Annotated in this window: 22 protein-coding genes; 12 read left to right on the top strand and 10 right to left on the bottom strand. The window is 62.6% G+C overall.

Features of this window, described 5'->3' with window-relative positions; all coding sequences use genetic code 11:
• Positions 1-15: 15 nt before the first annotated feature.
• The gene (locus GJR99_RS08450) at positions 16-1,704 is read left to right on the top strand and encodes a sensor histidine kinase (protein WP_225317606.1); all 1,689 of its coding nucleotides are present in this window, start codon (positions 16-18) and stop codon (positions 1,702-1,704) included.
• Positions 1,705-1,836: 132 nt separating this feature from the next.
• Here GJR99_RS08450 and GJR99_RS08445 read toward each other — a convergent pair whose 3' ends face one another.
• Complete coding sequence (locus tag GJR99_RS08445) at positions 1,837-2,580, bottom strand: DNA polymerase sliding clamp (RefSeq protein WP_151111138.1); 744 nt, start codon at positions 2,578-2,580, stop codon at positions 1,837-1,839.
• 259 nt (positions 2,581-2,839) lie between these two features.
• Between GJR99_RS08445 and GJR99_RS08440 the strand changes: the two genes are divergently transcribed.
• Together GJR99_RS08440 and GJR99_RS08435 are read left to right on the top strand one after the other, a co-directional pair.
• Positions 2,840-3,271, top strand: a complete 432-nt coding sequence (locus GJR99_RS08440; RefSeq protein WP_151111136.1) for an arsenate-mycothiol transferase ArsC — start codon at positions 2,840-2,842, stop codon at positions 3,269-3,271.
• 95 nt (positions 3,272-3,366) lie between these two features.
• Positions 3,367-4,140 carry a 23S rRNA (uridine(2552)-2'-O)-methyltransferase gene (locus GJR99_RS08435; protein ID WP_151111135.1) on the top strand — a complete coding sequence of 258 codons (774 nt, stop codon included), beginning with the start codon at positions 3,367-3,369 and terminating at the stop codon, positions 4,138-4,140.
• Between the two features lie 108 nt (positions 4,141-4,248).
• Here GJR99_RS08435 and GJR99_RS17430 read toward each other — a convergent pair whose 3' ends face one another.
• The 4 genes from GJR99_RS17430 to GJR99_RS08420 all read right to left on the bottom strand — a co-directional run bounded on the left by GJR99_RS17430 (position 4,249) and on the right by GJR99_RS08420 (position 7,631).
• Entirely contained in the window at positions 4,249-4,425 is a 177-nt protein-coding gene (locus GJR99_RS17430) for a hypothetical protein (RefSeq protein WP_191967093.1), read from the bottom strand.
• Between the two features lie 52 nt (positions 4,426-4,477).
• Positions 4,478-5,197 carry a queuosine precursor transporter gene (locus GJR99_RS08430; protein ID WP_151111133.1) on the bottom strand — a complete coding sequence of 240 codons (720 nt, stop codon included), beginning with the start codon at positions 5,195-5,197 and terminating at the stop codon, positions 4,478-4,480.
• Positions 5,190-5,366, bottom strand: a complete 177-nt coding sequence (locus GJR99_RS08425) for a ribbon-helix-helix domain-containing protein (RefSeq protein WP_151111131.1) — start codon at positions 5,364-5,366, stop codon at positions 5,190-5,192. The genes GJR99_RS08430 and GJR99_RS08425 overlap by 8 nt, the downstream gene beginning before the upstream one ends.
• 114 nt (positions 5,367-5,480) lie before the next feature.
• Complete coding sequence (locus GJR99_RS08420; protein ID WP_151111129.1) at positions 5,481-7,631, bottom strand: twin-arginine translocase subunit TatC; 2,151 nt, start codon at positions 7,629-7,631, stop codon at positions 5,481-5,483.
• 130 nt (positions 7,632-7,761) lie between these two features.
• On the opposite strand from GJR99_RS08420, the gene GJR99_RS08415 reads away from it, so the two are divergent.
• On the top strand, positions 7,762-9,189 hold the full coding sequence (locus tag GJR99_RS08415; RefSeq protein ID WP_151111127.1) for a twin-arginine translocase subunit TatC: 1,428 nt from the start codon (positions 7,762-7,764) through the stop codon (positions 9,187-9,189).
• A 98-nt stretch (positions 9,190-9,287) separates the two neighbouring features.
• Here GJR99_RS08415 and GJR99_RS08410 read toward each other — a convergent pair whose 3' ends face one another.
• Positions 9,288-9,758 (bottom strand): SRPBCC domain-containing protein, encoded by a 471-nt coding sequence (locus tag GJR99_RS08410; RefSeq protein WP_151111125.1) that lies wholly within the window; start codon positions 9,756-9,758, stop codon positions 9,288-9,290.
• An 88-nt stretch (positions 9,759-9,846) separates the two neighbouring features.
• On the opposite strand from GJR99_RS08410, the gene GJR99_RS08405 reads away from it, so the two are divergent.
• On the top strand, positions 9,847-10,485 hold the full coding sequence (locus GJR99_RS08405) for a histidine phosphatase family protein (protein WP_151111123.1): 639 nt from the start codon (positions 9,847-9,849) through the stop codon (positions 10,483-10,485).
• Between the two features lie 102 nt (positions 10,486-10,587).
• Here GJR99_RS08405 and larE read toward each other — a convergent pair whose 3' ends face one another.
• Positions 10,588-11,469: an ATP-dependent sacrificial sulfur transferase LarE gene (gene larE / locus GJR99_RS08400; RefSeq protein WP_151111121.1), complete on the bottom strand. Its 882-nt coding sequence runs from the start codon at positions 11,467-11,469 to the stop codon at positions 10,588-10,590.
• Between the two features lie 133 nt (positions 11,470-11,602).
• Between larE and GJR99_RS08395 the strand changes: the two genes are divergently transcribed.
• Positions 11,603-13,594: a MutS-related protein gene (locus GJR99_RS08395; protein ID WP_151111119.1), complete on the top strand. Its 1,992-nt coding sequence runs from the start codon at positions 11,603-11,605 to the stop codon at positions 13,592-13,594.
• 119 nt (positions 13,595-13,713) lie between these two features.
• On the opposite strand, the gene GJR99_RS08390 is transcribed toward GJR99_RS08395, so the two are convergent.
• The gene (locus GJR99_RS08390; RefSeq protein WP_151111117.1) at positions 13,714-14,937 is read right to left on the bottom strand and encodes a hypothetical protein; all 1,224 of its coding nucleotides are present in this window, start codon (positions 14,935-14,937) and stop codon (positions 13,714-13,716) included.
• A gap of 407 nt (positions 14,938-15,344) precedes the next feature.
• Here GJR99_RS08390 and GJR99_RS08385 point away from each other — a divergent pair, with 407 nt between their 5' ends.
• The gene (locus GJR99_RS08385; RefSeq protein WP_151111116.1) at positions 15,345-15,608 is read left to right on the top strand and encodes a hypothetical protein; all 264 of its coding nucleotides are present in this window, start codon (positions 15,345-15,347) and stop codon (positions 15,606-15,608) included.
• Here the strand turns inward: GJR99_RS08385 and GJR99_RS08380 are convergent.
• The gene (locus tag GJR99_RS08380) at positions 15,598-16,005 is read right to left on the bottom strand and encodes a hypothetical protein (RefSeq protein ID WP_151111114.1); all 408 of its coding nucleotides are present in this window, start codon (positions 16,003-16,005) and stop codon (positions 15,598-15,600) included. The genes GJR99_RS08385 and GJR99_RS08380 overlap by 11 nt on opposite strands.
• A gap of 120 nt (positions 16,006-16,125) precedes the next feature.
• Here GJR99_RS08380 and GJR99_RS08375 point away from each other — a divergent pair, with 120 nt between their 5' ends.
• Positions 16,126-17,250: an ORC1-type DNA replication protein gene (locus GJR99_RS08375; protein ID WP_151111112.1), complete on the top strand. Its 1,125-nt coding sequence runs from the start codon at positions 16,126-16,128 to the stop codon at positions 17,248-17,250.
• 70 nt (positions 17,251-17,320) lie between these two features.
• On the top strand, positions 17,321-18,007 hold the full coding sequence (rpiA, locus tag GJR99_RS08370) for a ribose-5-phosphate isomerase RpiA (RefSeq protein WP_151111110.1): 687 nt from the start codon (positions 17,321-17,323) through the stop codon (positions 18,005-18,007).
• Positions 18,008-18,124: 117 nt separating this feature from the next.
• Here rpiA and GJR99_RS08365 read toward each other — a convergent pair whose 3' ends face one another.
• The gene (locus GJR99_RS08365) at positions 18,125-18,292 is read right to left on the bottom strand and encodes a DUF1931 family protein (RefSeq protein WP_151111108.1); all 168 of its coding nucleotides are present in this window, start codon (positions 18,290-18,292) and stop codon (positions 18,125-18,127) included.
• A gap of 186 nt (positions 18,293-18,478) precedes the next feature.
• Here GJR99_RS08365 and larB point away from each other — a divergent pair, with 186 nt between their 5' ends.
• From larB to GJR99_RS08355, 3 genes are all read left to right on the top strand, one after another.
• Positions 18,479-19,237, top strand: coding sequence for a nickel pincer cofactor biosynthesis protein LarB (gene larB / locus GJR99_RS08360; protein ID WP_151111106.1), 759 nt, complete (start codon positions 18,479-18,481; stop codon positions 19,235-19,237).
• 188 nt (positions 19,238-19,425) lie between these two features.
• Complete coding sequence (locus GJR99_RS17960; RefSeq protein WP_449405216.1) at positions 19,426-19,575, top strand: DUF7563 family protein; 150 nt, start codon at positions 19,426-19,428, stop codon at positions 19,573-19,575.
• Between the two features lie 94 nt (positions 19,576-19,669).
• The gene (locus GJR99_RS08355) at positions 19,670-19,909 is read left to right on the top strand and encodes a GIY-YIG nuclease family protein (protein ID WP_151111104.1); all 240 of its coding nucleotides are present in this window, start codon (positions 19,670-19,672) and stop codon (positions 19,907-19,909) included.
• Positions 19,910-19,982 lie beyond the last annotated feature (73 nt).

Genomic DNA, 19,982 nt, shown 5'->3' with positions numbered 1-19,982 from the left:
CGCAGAGTCATACCCGTGCTTTCGGTCTCACCCCTCGTCGTCCTCTGCGTCATTGCGGCCGCGGTCTCCGGATCTATCGGAATCGTGGCGTGGTACGAGGGGACCGAACCGGGGTCGAGGTGGCTGTCGGTTCTGCTGTTCGCTGCGACGTTGTGGGCGGGGTCGTACGCGTCCGCGCTCGTGACGTTCGACCCGAGTCTTCGAGTCTGGTATCAACTCCCTATCGAAATCGCACAGGGAATCATCGCACCGGCGTGGCTCGCCTTCTCGCTGGCGTACACCGGGCGCGGTGAACTCGCCTCACGTCGCCTCGTCGTCGGACTGTTCTTGTTTCCCGCAGTCACTGCCGTCGCACTCGTGACGAACCCGGTTCACGGACTCGTCTGGTCGAACTACCAGGTCGTTCCGGTCTTCGGTGCGGCGACGGTTCAGTTCGAACCGAATCTCTGGTACTACGTCCACGCAGTCTACGGATACGTCATCATCGGCACCGGTATCGTTCTCATCGTCGGCATGCTCATGGAGCGCCTCTCTCGCTACCGCGAGCAGGCCGTCGCACTCGCCATCGGGTCGATTGCGCCGACAGTCGCCCACGTCACACACACCTTCGGACTCGGCCCGCTTCCCATGGTGAACTTCACGCCCATCGCCCTCTCGGTGACGGGTGTCACGTTCGGCTACGCACTCTATCGGTTCCAACTGTTCGGCCTCTCGCCGGCGACGGGGCGACTGGGCAGGCGGGCCGCCATCGACGACGTGGCAGTCGGTATCCTCGTCATCGACCGCGAGAACCGCATCGTCGACGCCAACGCCGCTGCGCGGTCGCTTCTCGACTTCGACATCGGGTCGGTGTTGTTCGACCCGCTCTCGACGGTCCTTCCGGGCGTCGATATCGACGACGAACGTCAGTTCGTGGACGTGACCGTCGACCGCCGTCGCCGAACGTACGAAATCACGATTTCACCGGTCACAGACCAACACGAGCGCCGACTCGGTTGGACGGTGAGTGTGTCGGACGTGACCGGTCGCGTCCGGCGGCGCCAACGGTTAGAGGTGTTGAACCGCGTCCTTCGGCACAACCTCCGAAACGACATGACCGTGGTCATCGGCTACGCCGACATGGTCTCTGACCGCCTCCCAGCGGACGACCGCGATATCACAGAGACCATCCGAAGTCGGTCGAACGACCTGCTCTCACTCGGAGAGAAGGCACGGTCGGTCGAACGCGTGATGGCCGGCATCGACGCCGGCGGGCAGTTCGACGTCTCTGAGACGGTTCGAACGTGCGTTCAGAACGTCGCCGACGAGTTCGACGCCGGAACAGTCACCGTCGATACTCCCGACTCACTGGTCGTCGCTGGCAGCGAACCGGCGGCCAAACTCCTCGTCCGCGAACTCGTCGAGAACGCCTTCGAACACGGTGACGACGACACGACGGTTCGCGTCACGGTCCGCGAGGCAGACACAGACCTGCTCGTCAGCGTCAGCGACGACGGCCCCGGTGTCCCCGATTACGAACGGACAGTCGTCGAAGAGGGCGGTGAGTCACCGCTCAAACACGGGAGTGGGCTCGGACTGTGGGCGGTCCGATGGACCGTGGACGCACTCGGCGGCCAACTGACGTTCCACGTCGACGATGGGACGACGGCGACGATTCGACTGCCGCACTGGTGTCTGTTGGACGGGGACCCAGGAGCGAACTGAGCGGGGGATTCTCGCCGCTCTGCGGGCGATTACGTGACGAGAGATTTCGACTCAGACCGAGCGAACCCTCAGAGAGCAACCGCTCGCAGGTCTCGAAATCGAAGGAGTGTGTGACGCCGCTGGGACGTCTCGTTAGTCGCTCTGGATGCGCGGGGCGAGCATGTACGTGATGGTGCCCATGCCCTCTGCAATCTGGTAGTGAAGCTTGACAGGGAACTCCTCTCCGAGTTCGACGGTGACCTCGGCGTCGGACGGAATCGCCTTGTTCATGTCCTTGAGGTAGTCGAGCGAGAACAGCGAGTCTGCGTCGCCGGCCTCGATGCTGATGAGGTCAGACGGGGGCAGCGAGAGGTCCACGTCGTCGGTGTCGCCTTCTGCTTCGATGTGGAACGTCTCTTCGGCGCTGGCGACGCGGAGACGGATGTGGTCCGAAACCATGTCGGCCGCCTTGATACCGCGGTCGAGGTGCGTTCCTTCGAGGACGATGTTCGCCGGGAGGTCGAGGTCCGGAATGTCCGGTTCCTGGCGAATCGAGTCAGGGTCGATGAGCGCGAGCGTGTACGAGAGTCCGTCGATGCGGATGTTGAGTTTGCGCGTCTCCTCGTCGAGTGTGAGGTGGATGAGGTCGCCTGCCCCTGCCATGCCGGCGACTTCTTCGAGTCGGGAGAGGTTGACACCGATGACACCGCCGTCTGCCTCGTAGGATTCGAACGCTGCAGCGTCGAGCGTGAGGTCCACCATGCCGACGTTCGCGGGGTCGACAGCGCGGATCGAGAGGTCCTCCTCGTTGAGTCGAATCTTACACTCGTCGACAAGGACGCTCACTGAGTCGAGGGCGTCCCGGAGCGTCGCGGCACTCACGATGGCCTTGAACATATGCGCATTCGTACGACAGCGGTCTTAAAAATACTCCTGATTTGGACTAGCCATATGATGTTCCCGCGCGCCCTCTCGCGTGCGTAGCCTGTGAGTCGTGACACCACCCGAAGAATCACGACACCACCCGAACGGTCTGTCGTCTCCTGACGTCTCACCACGAGTACCATTGGCAACCCATGAAAAATAGCCAAACTGCCGAAAACAGCAGTATCCGGCTTCGACGCACTCATATGTCTGATTGGTCAACCACTCATACATGACGAAAAACCCGACTCGTGTCGCCTTCGTCTGTGTCCAGAACGCCGGCCGGAGTCAGATGGCGACGGCCTTCGCTCGGCGCGAGCGTGACGAACGCGACGTGAGCGACCGAATCGACGTCGTCACCGGCGGCACCGACCCCGCCGACCACGTCCACGACGAAGTGGTCGAGGTGATGGGTGAGAAGGGGTTCGCCCTCGCAGACGAGACGCCCCGCGCAATCGGCCACGACGAGATTATGGACGTGGATATCGTCGTCACGATGGGTTGTTCGGCGGAGGGTATCTGCCCCATGACGTGGCGCGGTGACGCCCGCGACTGGGACCTCGACGACCCCGACGGACGGCCACTCGACGAGGTTCGGGCGATTCGAGACGATATCGAAGGCCGCGTCGCCGCGCTGTTCGACGAACTCGTCGGTGAGGCGTGAGCGCCTGCTGACCGTGTGTACTCACCGTTCGCACGGCCGGAAACCAAAGCCGAAGGCGGTATACGGCCTGATACGCTACTGACCCGCAACGAACCATGGCACGAAAAGACCACTACTACAACAAGGCCAAACAGGAGGGCTATCGCGCCCGCTCGGCCTACAAACTCAAACAACTCGACGAGGAAGTCGGGTTGTTCGGCCCCGGTAACACGGTCGTCGACCTCGGTGCCGCCCCCGGCGGGTGGCTACAGGTCGCCTCCGAACGGGTCAAAGCCAACGGCAAAGTCGTCGGTGTGGACCTCCAGCGAATCCGTGGCCTCGACCTGCACAACGTCGAGACCATCCGCGGCGACATGACCGAAGACGAGACGAAAGACGAACTGAAAGCCATCGTCGGCGAACGCGGTGCCGACGCCGTCGTCTCCGACATGGCACCGAACATGACCGGCGAGTACTCGCTGGACCACGCTCGCTCGGTCTACCTCGCTCGACAGGCGTTCGAAGTCGCACAGGAACTCCTCGCGACTGGCGGCGACTTCGCGGTGAAGGTGTTCGACGGGCAGGACCTCGCGGACTTCCGCGCCGACATGGAAACAGAGTTCCAGTACGTCCGGTCGATTCGGCCACAGGCCTCCCGTGACAGTTCGTCCGAGCAGTATCTCGTCGGCAAGCACTTCCTCACTGCACCGGTCCGCAAGGGCGACGAACTCGACGTCGAAATCATCGACGTCGGCAGTGAAGGCGACGGTATCGCCAAAGTAGAGGACTTCACCGTCTTCGTCTCCGGTGTGGAAGAAGGAGACACGCCGCGCGTTCGCATCACCGACGTGAAGCCGCGGTTCGCGTTCGCCGAACCGCTCGACGACTGAGCACGTTTTTCTTCCGTTCTCGCGGGGCACGGTCGCGACAGTAAGACAGGTTCACCGGTCGCTTCGCTCGCTGTTGTCCATCCATAGCCGACCGGACGTGACCTGCGGTTAGTCTCCTATCACGAGGTCGAGGCTCAGTTCGGTGTGACATCCTTTCCACCCGCCACGACACTGCCCCGTCGCGAGGATGTCACCGAACGACGTGTACGTGGCACAGTTCGGACACCGTATTCCCATCTCCATCGCGTCCCGTTCGGTGAGGCGGACGCGGCGCTCGTCGAGCATACACTGTGTGATATGTTACCGAAAGAGATAAGGCGAGCGACGAATCGGGCGCTCAGTCGGCGACCCACCCATCGTCCGACGAGGTGGACTCGTCGCCGAGGAGTGCGACGACGGCGTAGACGAACGGCGTGTCGACGATCGCGATGAGGAGTTTCAGCAGATACTGCCCGACGATGAGTCCGACGAGGACGTTTCGTGGGAGCGCCTGTCCGATGCCGAGAACGGTCGGCGCGACGTAGAACGCGACGCCGACGAAGATGACCGTGTCGATGGCCTGACTCGTCGCCGTCGAGACGATGTTTCGAAGCCAGAGGAACGCGCCGTCGGTCAGGTCGCGGATGCCGTGGAAGACGATGACGTCCCAGTTTTGACTCACGAGATACGCGAGCAGACTGCCGGCGACGATGTTCGTCCCCGAGGCGAGGACGTTTGCGAACTCTCCGGCGAATTCGGGGTTTGCCGCAGGTGCTGCGATGGTGCTCCAGACCAGCCCGAGGAGGACGAAGTTCATCGCGAACCCGACGTTGACCATCACCTGTGCCGGCCGTCGGCCGTAGAGTTCTGAGTAACAGTCGGACGCGAAGAAGGTGAGTGCGTACGCCAGCGCCGCGCCAGGGAGGATAATCGTCGCACCGACGAGTGGGAGTTCACCGATGGCAGACGGGAGCGGAATCGCCAGCAGTTTCGAGGCAGTCAACTGCGCCGTCGTCAGTGCCGTGACGAATAGCCCGACGAGGGCGACTTGGCCGACGTTCGATGGCCCCTCACTCATCGTCGTCCAGTCGGTTGTGCCGTTTGTCGATTTCGTCGAGGATGTCCAGTGTCTTCCGGATAGAAGACCGGACAGCGTCGCTCCGGTTCACGAATTTCTTGTCGTCACCGACGTGCTCGTCCAGGTCGGCGAGCAGTTCGTCGGGAATCTCGACGCTAATTTTAGCCATACTCGGCGATTATCACGAGAATACTTACGCCTTTTCAACAGTCTGTTGAAGCGAAACGTCGACGGTGAGTCCGGAAACGTGGTCTCAGTACGTGGTTACTCCCTCGGTACGTGGTCACTCGGCAGTTCCGCGCGCGGGGGCGAGGTTCCGCCGGCCACCGAACGTTATCACGAACAGGATACCGAGGCCGACGCCGTAGGCGGCCATCAGCGGAATCGTCACCATGAACATCGTCGTGATGCTCGCGGGCGTGAAGATAGCCGAGAGGGCGAGGATGAGTACCGTCACTTCGCGCCAGCGACCCCGCATCGTGTCGTAGGTGACACCCGCCGTGTTGAGAAGCACCATCAGGATGGGCACGTCCGCGAGGAGGCCGATTCCGGCCGTCGTGAAGAAGATGAGCCAGAAGAAGTTGGTGATGCGGTAGGCGATAATCATCTCCGCCGCGATGGCGTCCTCGACGAGGAAGGTGATGACGCCAGGTGCGACGTAACTGTATCCGAGTGCGAACCCACCGAGGAGTCCACCGGCGAGCGCGCCAGTCCACAGGAAGACGGTCCGACGACGCTGTCGGACGATGCTTCGGTCGCGGAGCGCGGGCCACGCGAAGAACGCGAGGAGTGGGAGCGTCGCGAGGACGGCCAGGATGGTCGAGAACTTCACCTCGAAGATGAGCGCCTCCATCGGGTGGAGGGCGACGACGTTCAGCACTTCTTCGGGCGTCACCACGTCGGGCAGGCGACGGAGGAAGTCCTCGTAGACGTCGCGGATACCGCCGGTGTAGAGCCAGCCGAAGGTCGTCGCGAGGACGAACATGAACCAGCCAACGAGCCAGAACGCCCGCGAGGTGAGCGAGTCCACGATGAACGCGATATCCTTGTAGTAGCCGCCGATGTCGTCTTCGTCCGTCTCTCCGCCTGTGAGTTCGTCGAAGAACACGCCGCCGGCACGGGTCGTCCTGTCTTCGATTTCGGACGGTGCGTCGGCCGCCTCTTCCGCGGCCTCCCCTCCCTGTGCTTCGTCGAAACGGTCGAGAATTGCCTGTGCCTTCTCGGTGTCTCCGTCGTCGATGGCGGCGGACGCGAGGCCCATCGCCTGGTCTTCGTCGAGTTCAGCGAACGCTTCCGGTGGGGCAGCGCGGACACCGCTTGCGCTGAGCGCCCCAATGTCGAGTTTCGAGGGTTCTCCGACGCCGACTTCTGTGCGTTCGAGGCGTTCGATGTCGCGGTAGACGAAGTACGCGACGCCGCCGAGCAGGCCAACGAGGGCACCCGAGACGACGAACGCACCGAGAACGAGCTGCGACTCCGGAGCGAGGAACGCGTAGTCGCTCCCGATGGCGCCGAGACCGGCGTTTGCGAGTTGGATACCGCTGTACTCGTAGAAGGCGTAGACGAGGAGACCACCGACGACGCCGATACCTGCGAGAACGTTCCAGTGGGCCGTCGCGGTGGACTTGACGTCCATCTTCTCGCTCCCCCGCTTGGCCGTGACGACCACTTTGGCGAGATAGAGGCTGAACGCGTACAGCGAGATGACCGGCACCGCCCACATAATCTGCGTGAACGGGTCCGGCGGCGTGAAGAGCGCACCGAACGCGAAGATGCCGACGACGGCGTGGCGCCACTTGTCGCGGAAGAGTTCGTACGGGACGATTTCAGCGTACGACAGGCCGGTCATCGCGAGCGGGAGTTGACTCGCGAGACCGAACGAGAGCGTGAGCAGGAAGATGAACTGCGCCCACTTCACGATGGAGTAGGTCGGCGTAAAGCCCGCAGAGAAGGCGTTCTTCGCGAGGAACGCGAAGGTAAACGGGAAGAACACGAAGTAGCCGTAGGCGACGCCGAGCACGAACAACACGACCATCGTGAGTCCGATGAGGAGGAGTTTCCACGGGGCGACAGGTGACTGTGGCCACGCGTTGCGCTCTTTCAGCGCGTCTCTCGCGAAGTAGATGAACGGCGGGAGCGCCATGAGGATACCCACGACGAGCCCGATTTTCGCCTGCAGGAGGATGACGTCGAACGGTGTCTGTGCGATGATTTCGAGGACGCCCTCCGTGGCGGCGTCCATCTGGGCTCTCGTGATACCTTTGAAGAAGTCCCAGACGTAGAGTCTGAGGGCGTAAAAGGTCCCCAAGAACCCGATGAGGAAGACGATGAAGACCTTCTGGAGGTCTTTCTGCGCCGCTCGGAGCATCGCACCGGCGGTTTCGCGGCCGGCAGCGAGTGTCTGTTGAGTGTCCTCGTCGAGGGCGCTGGACATACGTATGCTGGGAAAGCAGTCTGGCGGTTATCAATCTTTTTCACCGCTTCTGTATTTTCGGGGAGGGTACGGGGGGCTCGCGAGACGATGCGAAAAGACCTATAACTGGCCGGAAGCGTAAGTCATCTGAATGGCGGACGAGGAGCGCGACACGGAGTCATCAACAGACGAAGAGACGAACGTCTCTGACGACGTGGTTGACACCGACTCGGTCTCGCGCGGTGACGAATCCGGTGACGACGTCGATTCGGCCGCAAACGACTCCGACGGCGGCGACGAGTCGACGGACGAATCCGGCGACGACGCCGGTACGGCCGCAGACGACTCCGACGACAGCGACGACCAACCGGACGAGTTCGAACCCGTTTACGGCCGCGTGACGCCGCCCGAGGAGTCAGTCACTGACGAGTCAGACGACTCAGAGGAGGACGACGACATCACTGACGAGTCTGCGAGCGACGAACCAGACGCCGACGCGGACGCCGCTGACGACGACGAGTCCGATACCCTCGTCGTCGGCGAACCCGGTGACGGTCTCTTCCCAGTCGATTCAGAACTCGACGACGAGGGAGAAGACGAGACTGAATCCGACGACGGTGACGACGAAGCCGCCGACGCGGACGCCGCCGACGAAGACGAAACTGCAGACGACGAAGACGACGAATCCGACAAAGCCACCGACGACGAATCCGACGACGTCCTAAGCGGTCCGCCTGACCCCTACGACACCAGTACCGCTGTGGACGACGATGACGACGGCATTCTCGGCAGCGGTATCGCCGGCAGCGCTCCCGAAACCGACCAGGAGATGCCGCTGACCGACCACATCGAGGAGATGATTCGTCGGTTGGCAATCGTCCTCGGTGTCGCCGGACTCGTCACACTCGTCCTCTTCCCCGGTGCCGACATCCTCAACGCGTACGTTGACACGGGGCTCCCCAGCGCAACCGACGTCATCAACTTCCTCTGGAACACCCACATTCCGGCGGCCGATTCGATGGCAGACCGCCGGCCGCGTCTCTACGGCCCGCTCGAACTCATCCTGACGAAACTCAAAGTCGCAGGTCTCGCAGGGACGGTCATCGGTCTGCCGGTGTTCGTCTACCAGACGTACCTGTTCATGCGACCCGGCCTCTACCCGAAAGAGCGCAAGTACTACCTCGCGGCGGTGCCGACGAGTCTCGTCCTCGCGGTCATCGGCGTCATCTTCGCGCACTTCGTGGTCTTGCCGGCCATCTTCGCGTACTTCACGTCCTACACCGAAGGGACGGCAGTCATCGCGTTCGGCCTCAAAGAGACGTTCAACCTCATCCTCATCCTGATGGGTTACATGGCCATCGTCTTCCAGATTCCACTGTTCGTCGAGTTGGCCATCATGATGAAACTCGTCACACGGGTGTGGCTCGAGGACCGACGCCTGCTCTTTTGGGGCGCGTTCCTCGGTCTGGCGTTCCTCGTCAGTCCCGACCCGACGGGGATGGCACCCATCATCATCGCGGCGACGATGATCGTCCTCTTCGAGGGGACCCTCGCCGTGTTGCGGTGGACTGGGAACTGAGACACAGTCTCACAGCTATCGACGGTTGGTTTTCGCCGGAATCGCCTCACCCCACCAACTGGTGTGTCACTGAACGCGGTTGGTGACGAGACGCTCTGTTACAACTCCGCAGATTCTCGCCGCTCCGCTGCGACGAGGCTCTCGACGCGACCCTTCAACGCCTCGTTCATCGCTTCGAACCCTGCCTTCGTCTGGTCACCGATGAACCGCAGGGTGATGCCCGCGAGAATACCCGAAAACGTCTCTCTGTGTTCGAACCGAGTTCGCGTCCCGCCGTCGAGCGGTTCGAGGCGGAACCGATGTTCGCCGTCGAACAGTCCCGGAACGACGAGGTGTCCGAGCCACCCGAACTCCCGATATCTCTCACACCGCGTCACGTCCGGTTCGAAGACGGACTCTCTCGTACCGGGTGGCATGAGACGAACGACGAGTGTCGCACCTTCGTTCGCCCGCCCGACGATTCGCATGAAGGGGTTCCAGTCGTCGTAGTGGTCGAAATCGACGAGTACGTCCCACACTCGCTCCGGTGGCGCGTCGATTTCGATACTCGTCGTCAGTTCACGTGTCATACGTACTGGTTGGCGACGAGTAACCGTGAACCTCGCGCGCGGTGCTCCCTCGCGGAACGTTCATTGCTGGTGAGAATAAACCAGGCGTATGGCAACCCTCCTTCTCGCCCGTCACGGCGAGACGACGTGGAGCCACGAAGGGCGTGTGCAGGGCTGGGCACCTGTTTCGCTCGATGACCGTGGCCGAAAGCAAGCAGCGGCGCTTGCACACTACGTCGAACAATCGTACGATGTCGACCGCATCGTGACATCGGATATCGAACGCGCCCAAGAGACGGCCCGCCCGATTGCACGCGAACTCGACCTCGAATCGGTCCTCGACCCCTCGTGGCGTGAACGCGACGTCGGGTCACTCCAAGGGTTCAAATTCGACGCGCTCTCCGACCAGTACCCACAGTATTTCCTCTCGTCGGTCGGCACGCCGGCAGCGCGCGAGCGACCACCGAGTGGCGAGAGCCTCGTCGAAGTGCGGCGACGCGTCTTCACGGCGGAAGAAGGCCTCGTGGCCTCGATGGCCCCAGACGAGACTGTCTTGGTCGTCACCCACGGAACACCGATTCGACTCGTCCTCGGTGAGTTGAAAGGCCTCGACATCATCGAGACGATGCTCTCACAACCGCTCGAATACGGAAGTCTCTGCGAACTCGAAGTCGAGTTGAGCGACGACGCCGACGACCCGCTCGTCCACATCGTCACAGAGAACGTGACGGAGTTCCTCACGGCGTAGTTCTGCGTACTCCGTCGTCGGTATCGACCGCACGGAGCGACTGCTCCGTCCCAGGAGAGACAAAAAGAGAGACGAGAGTCGACTCGGAAGAACGCGACCCGGCTATTTTCGCATCGGGTAGTCCTGTGCGAACACGTCGTCGACGAGCATCTCGTCGTCCGTGTCGTCGTCAGCAGCAGGACTGACGCTCCCGGTTCGGTAGCCATGTAAGTCGAGTGTGACGTGGTCGAAGCCGACGTCTTTCAGGTGGTCACGAGCAGCACGGACGAAATCAGGGTCGAGTGCGCGCTCTAACTCGTCGGGTGCGACTTCGATGCGAGCGAGGCCGTCGTGGTCGCGGACGCGGAACTGTTCGAAGCCCCACGTCCGGAGGATGGTCTCGGCTTGCTCGACGCGAGAGAGTCGTTCTTCTGTGACTTCGAGGCCCGTCGGAATCCGCGAGGAGAGACACGCCATCGACGGTTTGTCGGCGACCGAGAGACCGTACTCGTCTGCGATTTCGCGCACTTCGTCTTTCGTGATGTCGTGTGCGAGAAGCGGTGAGATGACCTCTAACTCCTCGACTGCGCGGAGGCCGGGGCGGTGACCCTCGCCGGGGTCAGAGGCGTTCGTCCCGTCACAGACCGTCTCGATACCGCGCTCGCGGGCAGCATCGTACATCCGGCCGAGTCGCATCGTCCGGCAGTGGTAACACCGGTCGTCGCCGTTCACCACGAAGTCCGGATTGTCGAGTTCGGAGAACTCGACGACGATGTGTCGGATTCCGATTTCTTCGGCCACGCGTCTGGCGTCTTCTAGCTCCGCTTCGGGGAGCGTCTCGCTCTTTGCCGTGCAGGCGACCGCGTCGTCTCCGAGGGCGTCGGAGGCGAGTGCAGCGACCACACTGGAGTCTACGCCGCCGGAGAAGGCGACGAGGACACTCTCGCGCTCTGCGAGTGCCTCGCGTGCCGCTCGTGCCTTCGACGCGGCGTCTCGCTCGCTCATGGCCTCCCTTCCCGGTGGACGGTCAAAAGCCCCTCGTCCCCGGCGTGAACGACCGCGAACGAGGAAATGTGCCTGTCGGCAGCGGGTTTGGCACCCGCGACTTTTTGTCCTATGCCGCGATATGTGCGCCCGAATGGAGTTCGAGACCATCCCCGGTGTCGGCGCGAAGACGGCGGCCGCACTCGCAGAACTCGACGACGCCGAGCGAGCGCTCAGAGAGGGTGACGTGGCAGCACTCGCACGAGCGCCGGGTCTCACGGAAGGGCGGGCCGCGGCAATCGCTCGTGGGGCAATTCGACGCGACCACGACGACACCGGCGGGTTCCTCGCTACGGACCGCGCCTCGGAGATTTACCGCGACGCGCTCGGCCTCTTGCAGGCACGAACCGTCACGACGTACGCCGAAAAGCGCATGGAGACGCTCTTTCCCACCGGGTCGGCGTCTCGAATCGAGGAGGTCCACGAGTTCGCCGCCGACGCGACGGACCTCGACCCCGACCCGGACGTGCTTGCGGCGCTCTCCGGTGTCGAACCGTTGTCCGACCCCAAGCCGCGTCGCGTCCGCGAGCGCTGTATCGCCACCACCGACGCCGAGCGCTACGCGGCGGCCAAAGAGGCGTTCCCCGAACTCTCTATCGAAGTCGTCGAAGACGCGCGCGGCATCGGCGAACTCGCTCGTTCCTACTCGACTGTCGTCGTCCTCGACGAGTCGTTCGCCGGTATCGACGTCGACGGCGACGTTCGAGTGCTTCCTGACGCCGCAGAGCGGACGGACGAGGTCGTCCCCGAGCGCCTGCTCGCGTTCTTCGCTGAGAACCGTGAGGCGCTGTTGGCTGCCGCCGACGTCCACGAGGTGGCGGGTATCGACCCACCGTGCGACGTCTCTGCGCTCCGAGACGCACTCTCGCGACTGGACGACGACGGAACCGTCGTCGGTGACGACGAACTCACGCGACTCACCGCCGCCGTCGACGACATCGACACGGCCGTCTCGACGGCCGAATCGGTCGCAAACGACCACCTTCGGGACGTCATTCGCGAACGCGACGTCACTATCGAGGGGACCGACTTCCTCTCGCTGGTCGAACAGGGTGCGCGCGTCGATTCGCTGCTCTCGCGGGAACTCGAAGACGAGTTCGACGAGGCACTCGCGGCCGCCCGCGACCACTTCGTCGACTCTCTCTCGCTCCACCCTGGCGAAGCGGACCTCACAGAACGCATCTTCCCCGACAACCCGTCGTTCCCGCTCGCCCACGACGAAGACGCAGTCGGGCGATTACGAACCGAACTGAAAGTCGCTCGCGACCGCCGCGCCGCGAAACTCAAAGCCGACCTCGCAGCTGACCTCGGTGACCTTCGCGACCCAGTCGAGACGCTCGTCCGCGACGCCCTCGAACTGGACGTTCGCCTCGCAATCTCGCGGTTCGCTCGCGACTTCGACTGCGTCTTCCCCGAGTTCACTGGTGCTGCCGGCGACGACGGCACGGGGTCGTTCGCAATCGAGGGGGGCCGGTCGCCGCTCCTCGACGTGGAGTTCGAAGACGTAGACCCCGTCGATTACGAAGTCTCGGGCGTCACGCTCCTCTCGGGTGTGAACAGCGGTGGGAAGACGTCGACGCTGGACCTCGTGGCACTCGTCGTCGTCCTCGCACACATGGGTCTGCCTGTCCCGGCCGAATCACTCCGTCTCTCGCGCTTTTCCGAACTCCACTACTACGCCAAGTCACAGGGTACCCTCGATGCCGGAGCGTTCGAGAGCACACTCCGCGATTTCGCCGCACTCACCGACGGGGCCGCCGACCGACTCGTCCTCGTCGACGAGTTAGAGAGCATCACCGAACCGGGTGCGTCGGCCAAAATCATCGCCGGCATCCTCGAAGAACTCGCAGACCAGGGTGCGGCGGCGGTGTTCGTCTCACACCTGGCGGGTGGGATTCGTGAGGCCGCAGCGGTCTCCGTCGCCGTCGACGGTATCGAAGCGGTCGGCCTCGAAGACGGCGAACTCGTCGTCAATCGGTCACCCGTGAAGGACCACCTGGCGCGTTCGACACCGGAGTTGATTGTGGAGAAGTTGGCCGGCGAGAACGAGACGAGTTTCTACAGACGGTTGCTGGAGAAGTTCTAAACCCACTTTTTGTGGTTCGGGGTCGCCTCTGGCGACCCGCTCACCACAAAAACCTGGAGGAAAAAATACCCGCGAGCCTCGGCCGTTGGCCTCGCTCGCGGTTCGACTCGGGGTTCAGCTCAGCTCGGTATCCCGAAGAGAGCGATGGTCAGCATCGCCAGACCGACCAGCCCGATGCCCACGAACCGCGTCCACTGGTTGTTGCGCGAGGCCATGACGAGCGCGATGACACACTGAATGGCAAAGAACGCCGCGAACACCCGCGAGGCAATCGCGACGGCCGAGAGCACGTCGGTGACGAGAACGACGGCGATGGCTCCGATAGCGAGGATGGGATACGTGAAGCGCTGCTCGACACCTCCTTCGGTGAGTTCGAGCAGGACCGCAGAGCGTGAGGAGATTGCGTTGACTGCCGCCGACGCTTGACTCCCGACCGCTAAGAGCAAGATGAGCCACGGAAGGATAGGGCTCGCCACTGTCGCGATGAGGACGACCGAGATTGGGTCGGCCGAATCTGGGCGGTAATCCGCAAAGAGGAGGAGGGCGGCGAATGGGAAGAGGACGAAGGCAATCGTGGCGATGATTTGTGCGATTCGCATCGTCCTGATACGGAGGTCAGCACTGTACTGCGAACCGATGTACCGAGACGCTTCGAACCCCTGGACGATGGCGAAGAGGCCGAGAATCTTCCGGAGCTCTTCTGAGCCCACTGGTGGGTCGTAATTGGGGAGTGCCCAGGCCCCTGCCAGCACAGCGTCGATGTTGTACGCGAGGAATCCGACGATGATTGCCGTGATGGCCGCGAGGTTGAACGCAGTCGTCTTTTCGCCCAGTTTGTTGAGTTGGTCCAGCCCTCTGGAGAAACCGATCAACCCGAGGGCGACGAGTGAGAGAACCGCGAGTCCTGACCCTCGTGAGACGCCGGGGTCGAGGTTCACGCCCAGCGGCACCGCGATGAGTATGATGATGACTGCACCCATTAGCTGCAAGTAGTAGGCGACGTTCACGAGCGACGCGACGAGTAGGGAAGCCTGCCCGAGGCGCGCGACGTTGTGTAGCGCGCCCTTTCCGCCGGCTATCGGTTCGTACTTCCGGATGTTGTACCGCATGACCCACCCCATCGTGTACCCGAGCGCACAGAGCCCGAGCATGATGAGGGGCGACTCGAGTCCGATGATGAACACGATAATCGGCGTCATCGCGACGAACCCGATGTCCATGATGTTGGCGAGTGGGACGACAGTCGCCTGATAGACTTCTGATTTCTGGACCCTGCTCGAATACAGTATCGCGGACAGTGCGAGGAGCGTCACGACGACCACTATCGAGATGACGAGCGTCATCGGCAGACCCCATCGTTCAGACTCTGTGGCTGGGCGACTGCATGGTGAGCGTGTACTGCGTTGGTCATCTTCGATGAACTCCTGGTTCTTCTCTGCGAGGCATCACGCTCACCTTCTGAGATGTCGCGTCTGGGTCGTGTCCCCCGGTGTTGACGTTCCTGTGCGGCGTCTCGTGAAGCGCGTCTCGTCTCGAGAGGAATATGGTGTCCTATCGATGGACTGACGAAAAGTTACTCGTTCGACCGTCCAATTAAGCAGAGATTATCGCTACAGAAGGGTTGATTGTCTGTTCGGACTGGATACTGGGCTTCGGTCCGGCTGTTCACGGACGAACCGCGGCTTCAGTTGTGGGACCCGATCGCTATTTTGTACCTTCATTTATAATATCTCGCCGACAATTTCGTCCCATGCCCTCCGACTCGCTCTCTTCCGAAGAACAGTACGAACTCACGTACCGAGCCACGAAGAACGCAATCTGGGACGTGTTGGGGACGGCGGTGTATCTGTTGTTTCTCATCTTCGCCCTCGGAATCACGCTCCTCGGGTTCGTCTTCCCCGCGCTGGGGGAACTCGCGTCCGGCGGGACCAACCCGCTCGCCCTCGGCGTCGGGGGAGTTGGTTTCCTCGTCGCACTCATCGCGGGGTACCAGATTTACCAACTCAGTAGGTGACGTACCGACTCGTCACCTCCCACCGAATCGTGGCGACGAGGGCGACCAGTCCGACGAGAATCGAACCCAGCGGCACCAGCGTCGCGGGGTCAGTGTAGTCGTTGTGCGCCGCGTAGTCGAACGCGTAGTACGAACCGTCGCGTTCGACGAGTTGCGGAAGGCGTCCAGGACTCTCTTCGAACCGGAGGACTTCGCCTGCGAGCGCGCGGTCCACGTATCCTCGCTCGGACTCGGACAACTCGCTGTACAGCGGCGGCACCGACTCCGGTGTCTCTGTCACCTCGCCGTCGAATCGGTAAGTGTAGTCGCGGTCAGCGACGAATCCGAAACTCAGGATACCGCCGCCGACGAGGGCGAGTGAGACGAGGAGCGCGACGAGTTGTAGTCGAGTTGCCATACGACTCCTTTCGTGTAGTTTTTTTAACTTTGTGGTCGGTGAGTGGACCTTGTCCAGTCCGACTCACGTCGGACGATAGCCGGTAAACGATTAAGTCCCCCGCGCGTGGTACTCTATTCGATGAGGGAGGACCCCGAAGAGGGGATGCTGTCGTGGGACGAGACGGTGTTCCGCGACGAACACGTCTTCGAGATTGACCACGTCCCGGAGACGTTCGACCACCGTGAGAGTCAACTCCGGAGTCTGAAGTACGCGCTTCGCCCGGCAGTTCGCGGCTCTCGCCCCCTGAACACCATGGTTCGTGGTCCACCCGGCACGGGCAAGACGACTGCCGTCCAGAAACTCTTCGGCGAGTTGGGCACGCAGTCGGGCGTTCGGACCGTCCGCGTAAACTGTCAGGTCGATTCGACCCGCTACGCAGTGTTCTCGCGCGTCTTCGAACACATCTTCGAGTACGAACCCCCGTCGTCGGGCATCTCGTTCAAGAAACTCTTTGGACAGATAACCGACCGCCTCGTCGAAGACGACGAAGTGCTCGTCGTCGCACTCGACGACGTCAACTACCTGTTCTACGAGAACGAGGCGTCCGACACGCTCTACTCGCTCCTCCGCGCCCACGAGGCGCACACCGGGGCGCGAATCGGCGTCATCATCATCTCGTCGGACCTCTCGCTCGACGTCATCGACGAACTCGATAGCCGCGTCCAGAGCGTCTTCCGTCCCGAGGAGGTGTTCTTCCCCCGCTACGACGTGAACGAAATCGTCGACATCCTTCGCGGGCGGAGCAAACGCGGGTTCCACGACAACGTCGTCGGTGACCCGGAACTCGACCGGGTGGCGGAACTCACCGCCGACAGCGGGGACCTACGGGTCGGTATCGACCTCCTCCGTCGTGCCGGACTCCACGCCGAGATGCGTGCCTCGCGAACCGTCGATATGGAGGACGTCGAAGCCTCGTACGACAAGTCGAAGTACGTCCACCTCTCGCGGTGTCTCCGCGGCCTGTCGGACCCAGAACGCGAACTCGTCCGGGTCGTCGCCGAGTTCGACGGCGAACGCGCTGGCGCGGTGTTCGAGGCGTTCAACGAAGAGACCGGACTGGGCTACACTCGCTACTCCGAACTCGTGAACAAACTCGACCAACTCGGCGTCATCGAGGCGCGCTACACCGAAATCGAAGGCCGCGGCCGAACGCGTGCCATCTCGCTGGCCTACGACGCCGACGCCGTCTTGGACCGTCTCTGAGCGGGACTCACAGCGCGCCCACCGCCTCGTTTCAGGTCAATTTTTACTCGCTGGCCGAGTCGCCACAGACATGAAGACTACCGGCGGAACCGACGAACAGAAGCGTCGTGCCGCGGAGACGGCGGTCGAAGCGGTCGAAGACGGGATGGTCGTCGGCCTCGGAACCGGGAGTACGACGGCGTTCGCCATCCGGGCTATCGGCGACCTCGTCGCCGACGGGATGGACGTTCGCGGCGTCCCAACCTCGTTCGCGTCGCGCGAACTCGCCCGTGAGTGCGGTATCCCGCTCGCCGACCTCGACGAAATCGACGCCGTAGACCTCGCTATCGACGGTGCCGACCAGGTCGCCGGCGACGCACTCGTGAAAGGTGGCGGCGCGGCCCACGCCCGCGAGAAAGTCGTCGACGCCTTCGCAGACCGGTTCCTCGTCGTCGCAGACCCGTCGAAGGTGGCAGACGTGCTCTCACACCCAGTTCCGGTCGAAGTGCTCCCCGCCGCTCGAACGACCGTCGCGGCCGCCGTCTCAGACCTCGGCGGCGACCCGGAACTTCGCCGTGCCGAGCGAAAAGACGGCCCTGTCGTCACCGACAACGGAAATCTCGTCCTCGACTGCGACTTCGGACCCATCGACGACCCCGCCGCACTGGCAGCGTCGCTGTCGGCACTCCCTGGTGTCGTCGAACACGGCATCTTCGTCGGTCTCGCGGATGTTGTCTACGTCGGCACCGAAGACGGCGTGGACGTCCTCGACTGCTGACCGCCGTCTGTCCCCCGACGCGTCGCTCTCGGACGTCGTTTTTCTGGGTATCACGTCACCGCTGCCGAGCGCTTCCGCTCTGCGGTCTGCAATAAAAGAAAGTAGTTCTAGACCGATTTACAGGTCGCGGGGCTGGACCGTCTTCCGGTCGTTCTCTTCCGCACGGCGTGCAGCGTCTTCGAGGATCTCGTAGACTTCCTCGTCGAGAGCGTCGTAGAAGTCCGAGGCTACGTTTTTGTCCTTGAGCGCTTCTTTGACGGCTGCCTTGACAATGAGGTCTGCCATACAAAATATCCTACCGATTCTCCCTACATAAATGTTCCTATATGGGACGTTAATAACGCCGTATTTGGGGGTTTTGGCGCTTCTCTAACGACGAATTTGGGAGGAAGAATCTCCCCTTATATATGTTTTCTCCCCGCGAGGGGAGAACGACGGGTATGAGTACGCCTCAGGCGTACGTGCGGCCATATGCGCGACATCCTGGAAGCCGTCGCGGACGGGTCGCTCTCGCCCGCGGAGGCCGAAGCACAACTCGCGGGATACGCGACAACCGGTGCTGGACGGTTCGACGCCGCCCGAGAGACGCGGCGTGGCGTCCCGGAAGCCATCCTCGCGGAGGGAAAGACTCCCGAGGAGACTGCGACAATCGCTGTTGCAGCAGTCGAAACCAGCGGCCGGGCGCTCGTCACACGTGCCAGCGCCGCCCACGCCGAAGCAGTCTCCCATGCACTCCCAGACTGTACCATCGACCGTGACGCCCGAGCGAAGACCGTCGTCGCGTTCGACTCGTCGTTCGAGCGTCCGGATATCGACGCGACCGTTGGTATCGTCACTGGCGGGACCTCAGACGCCGAGGCCGCTGGCGAAGCGGCCGTCGTCCTCCGCGAGATGGGCGTGACAGTCGAACGAGTCGAAGACGTCGGCGTCGCCCACCTCGGGCGCGTCCTCGACCATCTCGACCTGCTCCGCGAGGTAGACGTACTCGTCGTCGCCGCCGGCCGAGAGGGTGCGTTGCCCACCGTCGTCGCCGGACTGGTCGATACGCCCGTGATTGGATTACCCGTCTCTACCGGATACGGCCACGGCGGCGACGGCGAGGCGGCACTTCTCGGGATGGTTCAGTCGTGTACCGTCCTCTCGGTGGTGAACATCGACGCTGGCTACATCGCCGGGGCACAGGCCGGGTTGGTCGCCCGTGCAGTGTCCGACGCCCGCAACGAATCGTAGTTACTCGTCCGATTCTGCCGTTCGTTTCGCACACACCCGCGTTCGACTCTCTGAGTTAGTCGACGAACGGCCACCTTCTCGCTACGGAAGTGCACGAAAGAGCGCTCACGCGCACACGCGCGAAGCCCTCATATGTGTACGGTACGGTGTACCACGTACCGGCTTGGTGGCTGCCGGATACACTAACGATGCCAGTATGTGACCACTGCGGGTCACACGTCTCAGAGCGCTTCGCGCGCGTCTTTGCCGACAAACACGGCCAAGTTCTCGCTTGTCCGAACTGCTCGGCAAACGCGGGAATCGCGGAGGTCGCTCGACAGCGTGCCCGCACTGTATGACCACTGAAGCGAACAAAGACCACCACGCGAAGCCAACACCACGTGCACGGGGCCGGGCGCAGGGTTCATACCCTCGCCCCTGAACCATTCTCTCGTGCACTTCGTCTACGTCCTCCAGTGTACCGACGGGTCGCTGTACACTGGATACACGACCGACGTCGAGCGACGTGTCGCAGAACACAACGCTGGCGACGGCGCAAAGTATACGCGCGGGCGGACGCCCGTCGAACTCGTCCACGTCGAGGAGTACGACTCGAAGTCGAAAGCGATGTCTCGCGAGTACGAAATCAAACAGCTCAGACGAGAGCAGAAACTGTCACTGGTCGAGTTGTGACGCCGCTGGCCGACTGTGATGACGGTATATGTCGGGTCGTAACGTAGTTTTTTGGCGCATCGTGCCGACGTGC

The organism is Haloferax marinum (genome assembly GCF_009674625.1).
Classification (GTDB): domain Archaea; phylum Halobacteriota; class Halobacteria; order Halobacteriales; family Haloferacaceae; genus Haloferax; species Haloferax marinum.
This window is presented reverse-complemented; position numbering and strand designations above follow the sequence as displayed.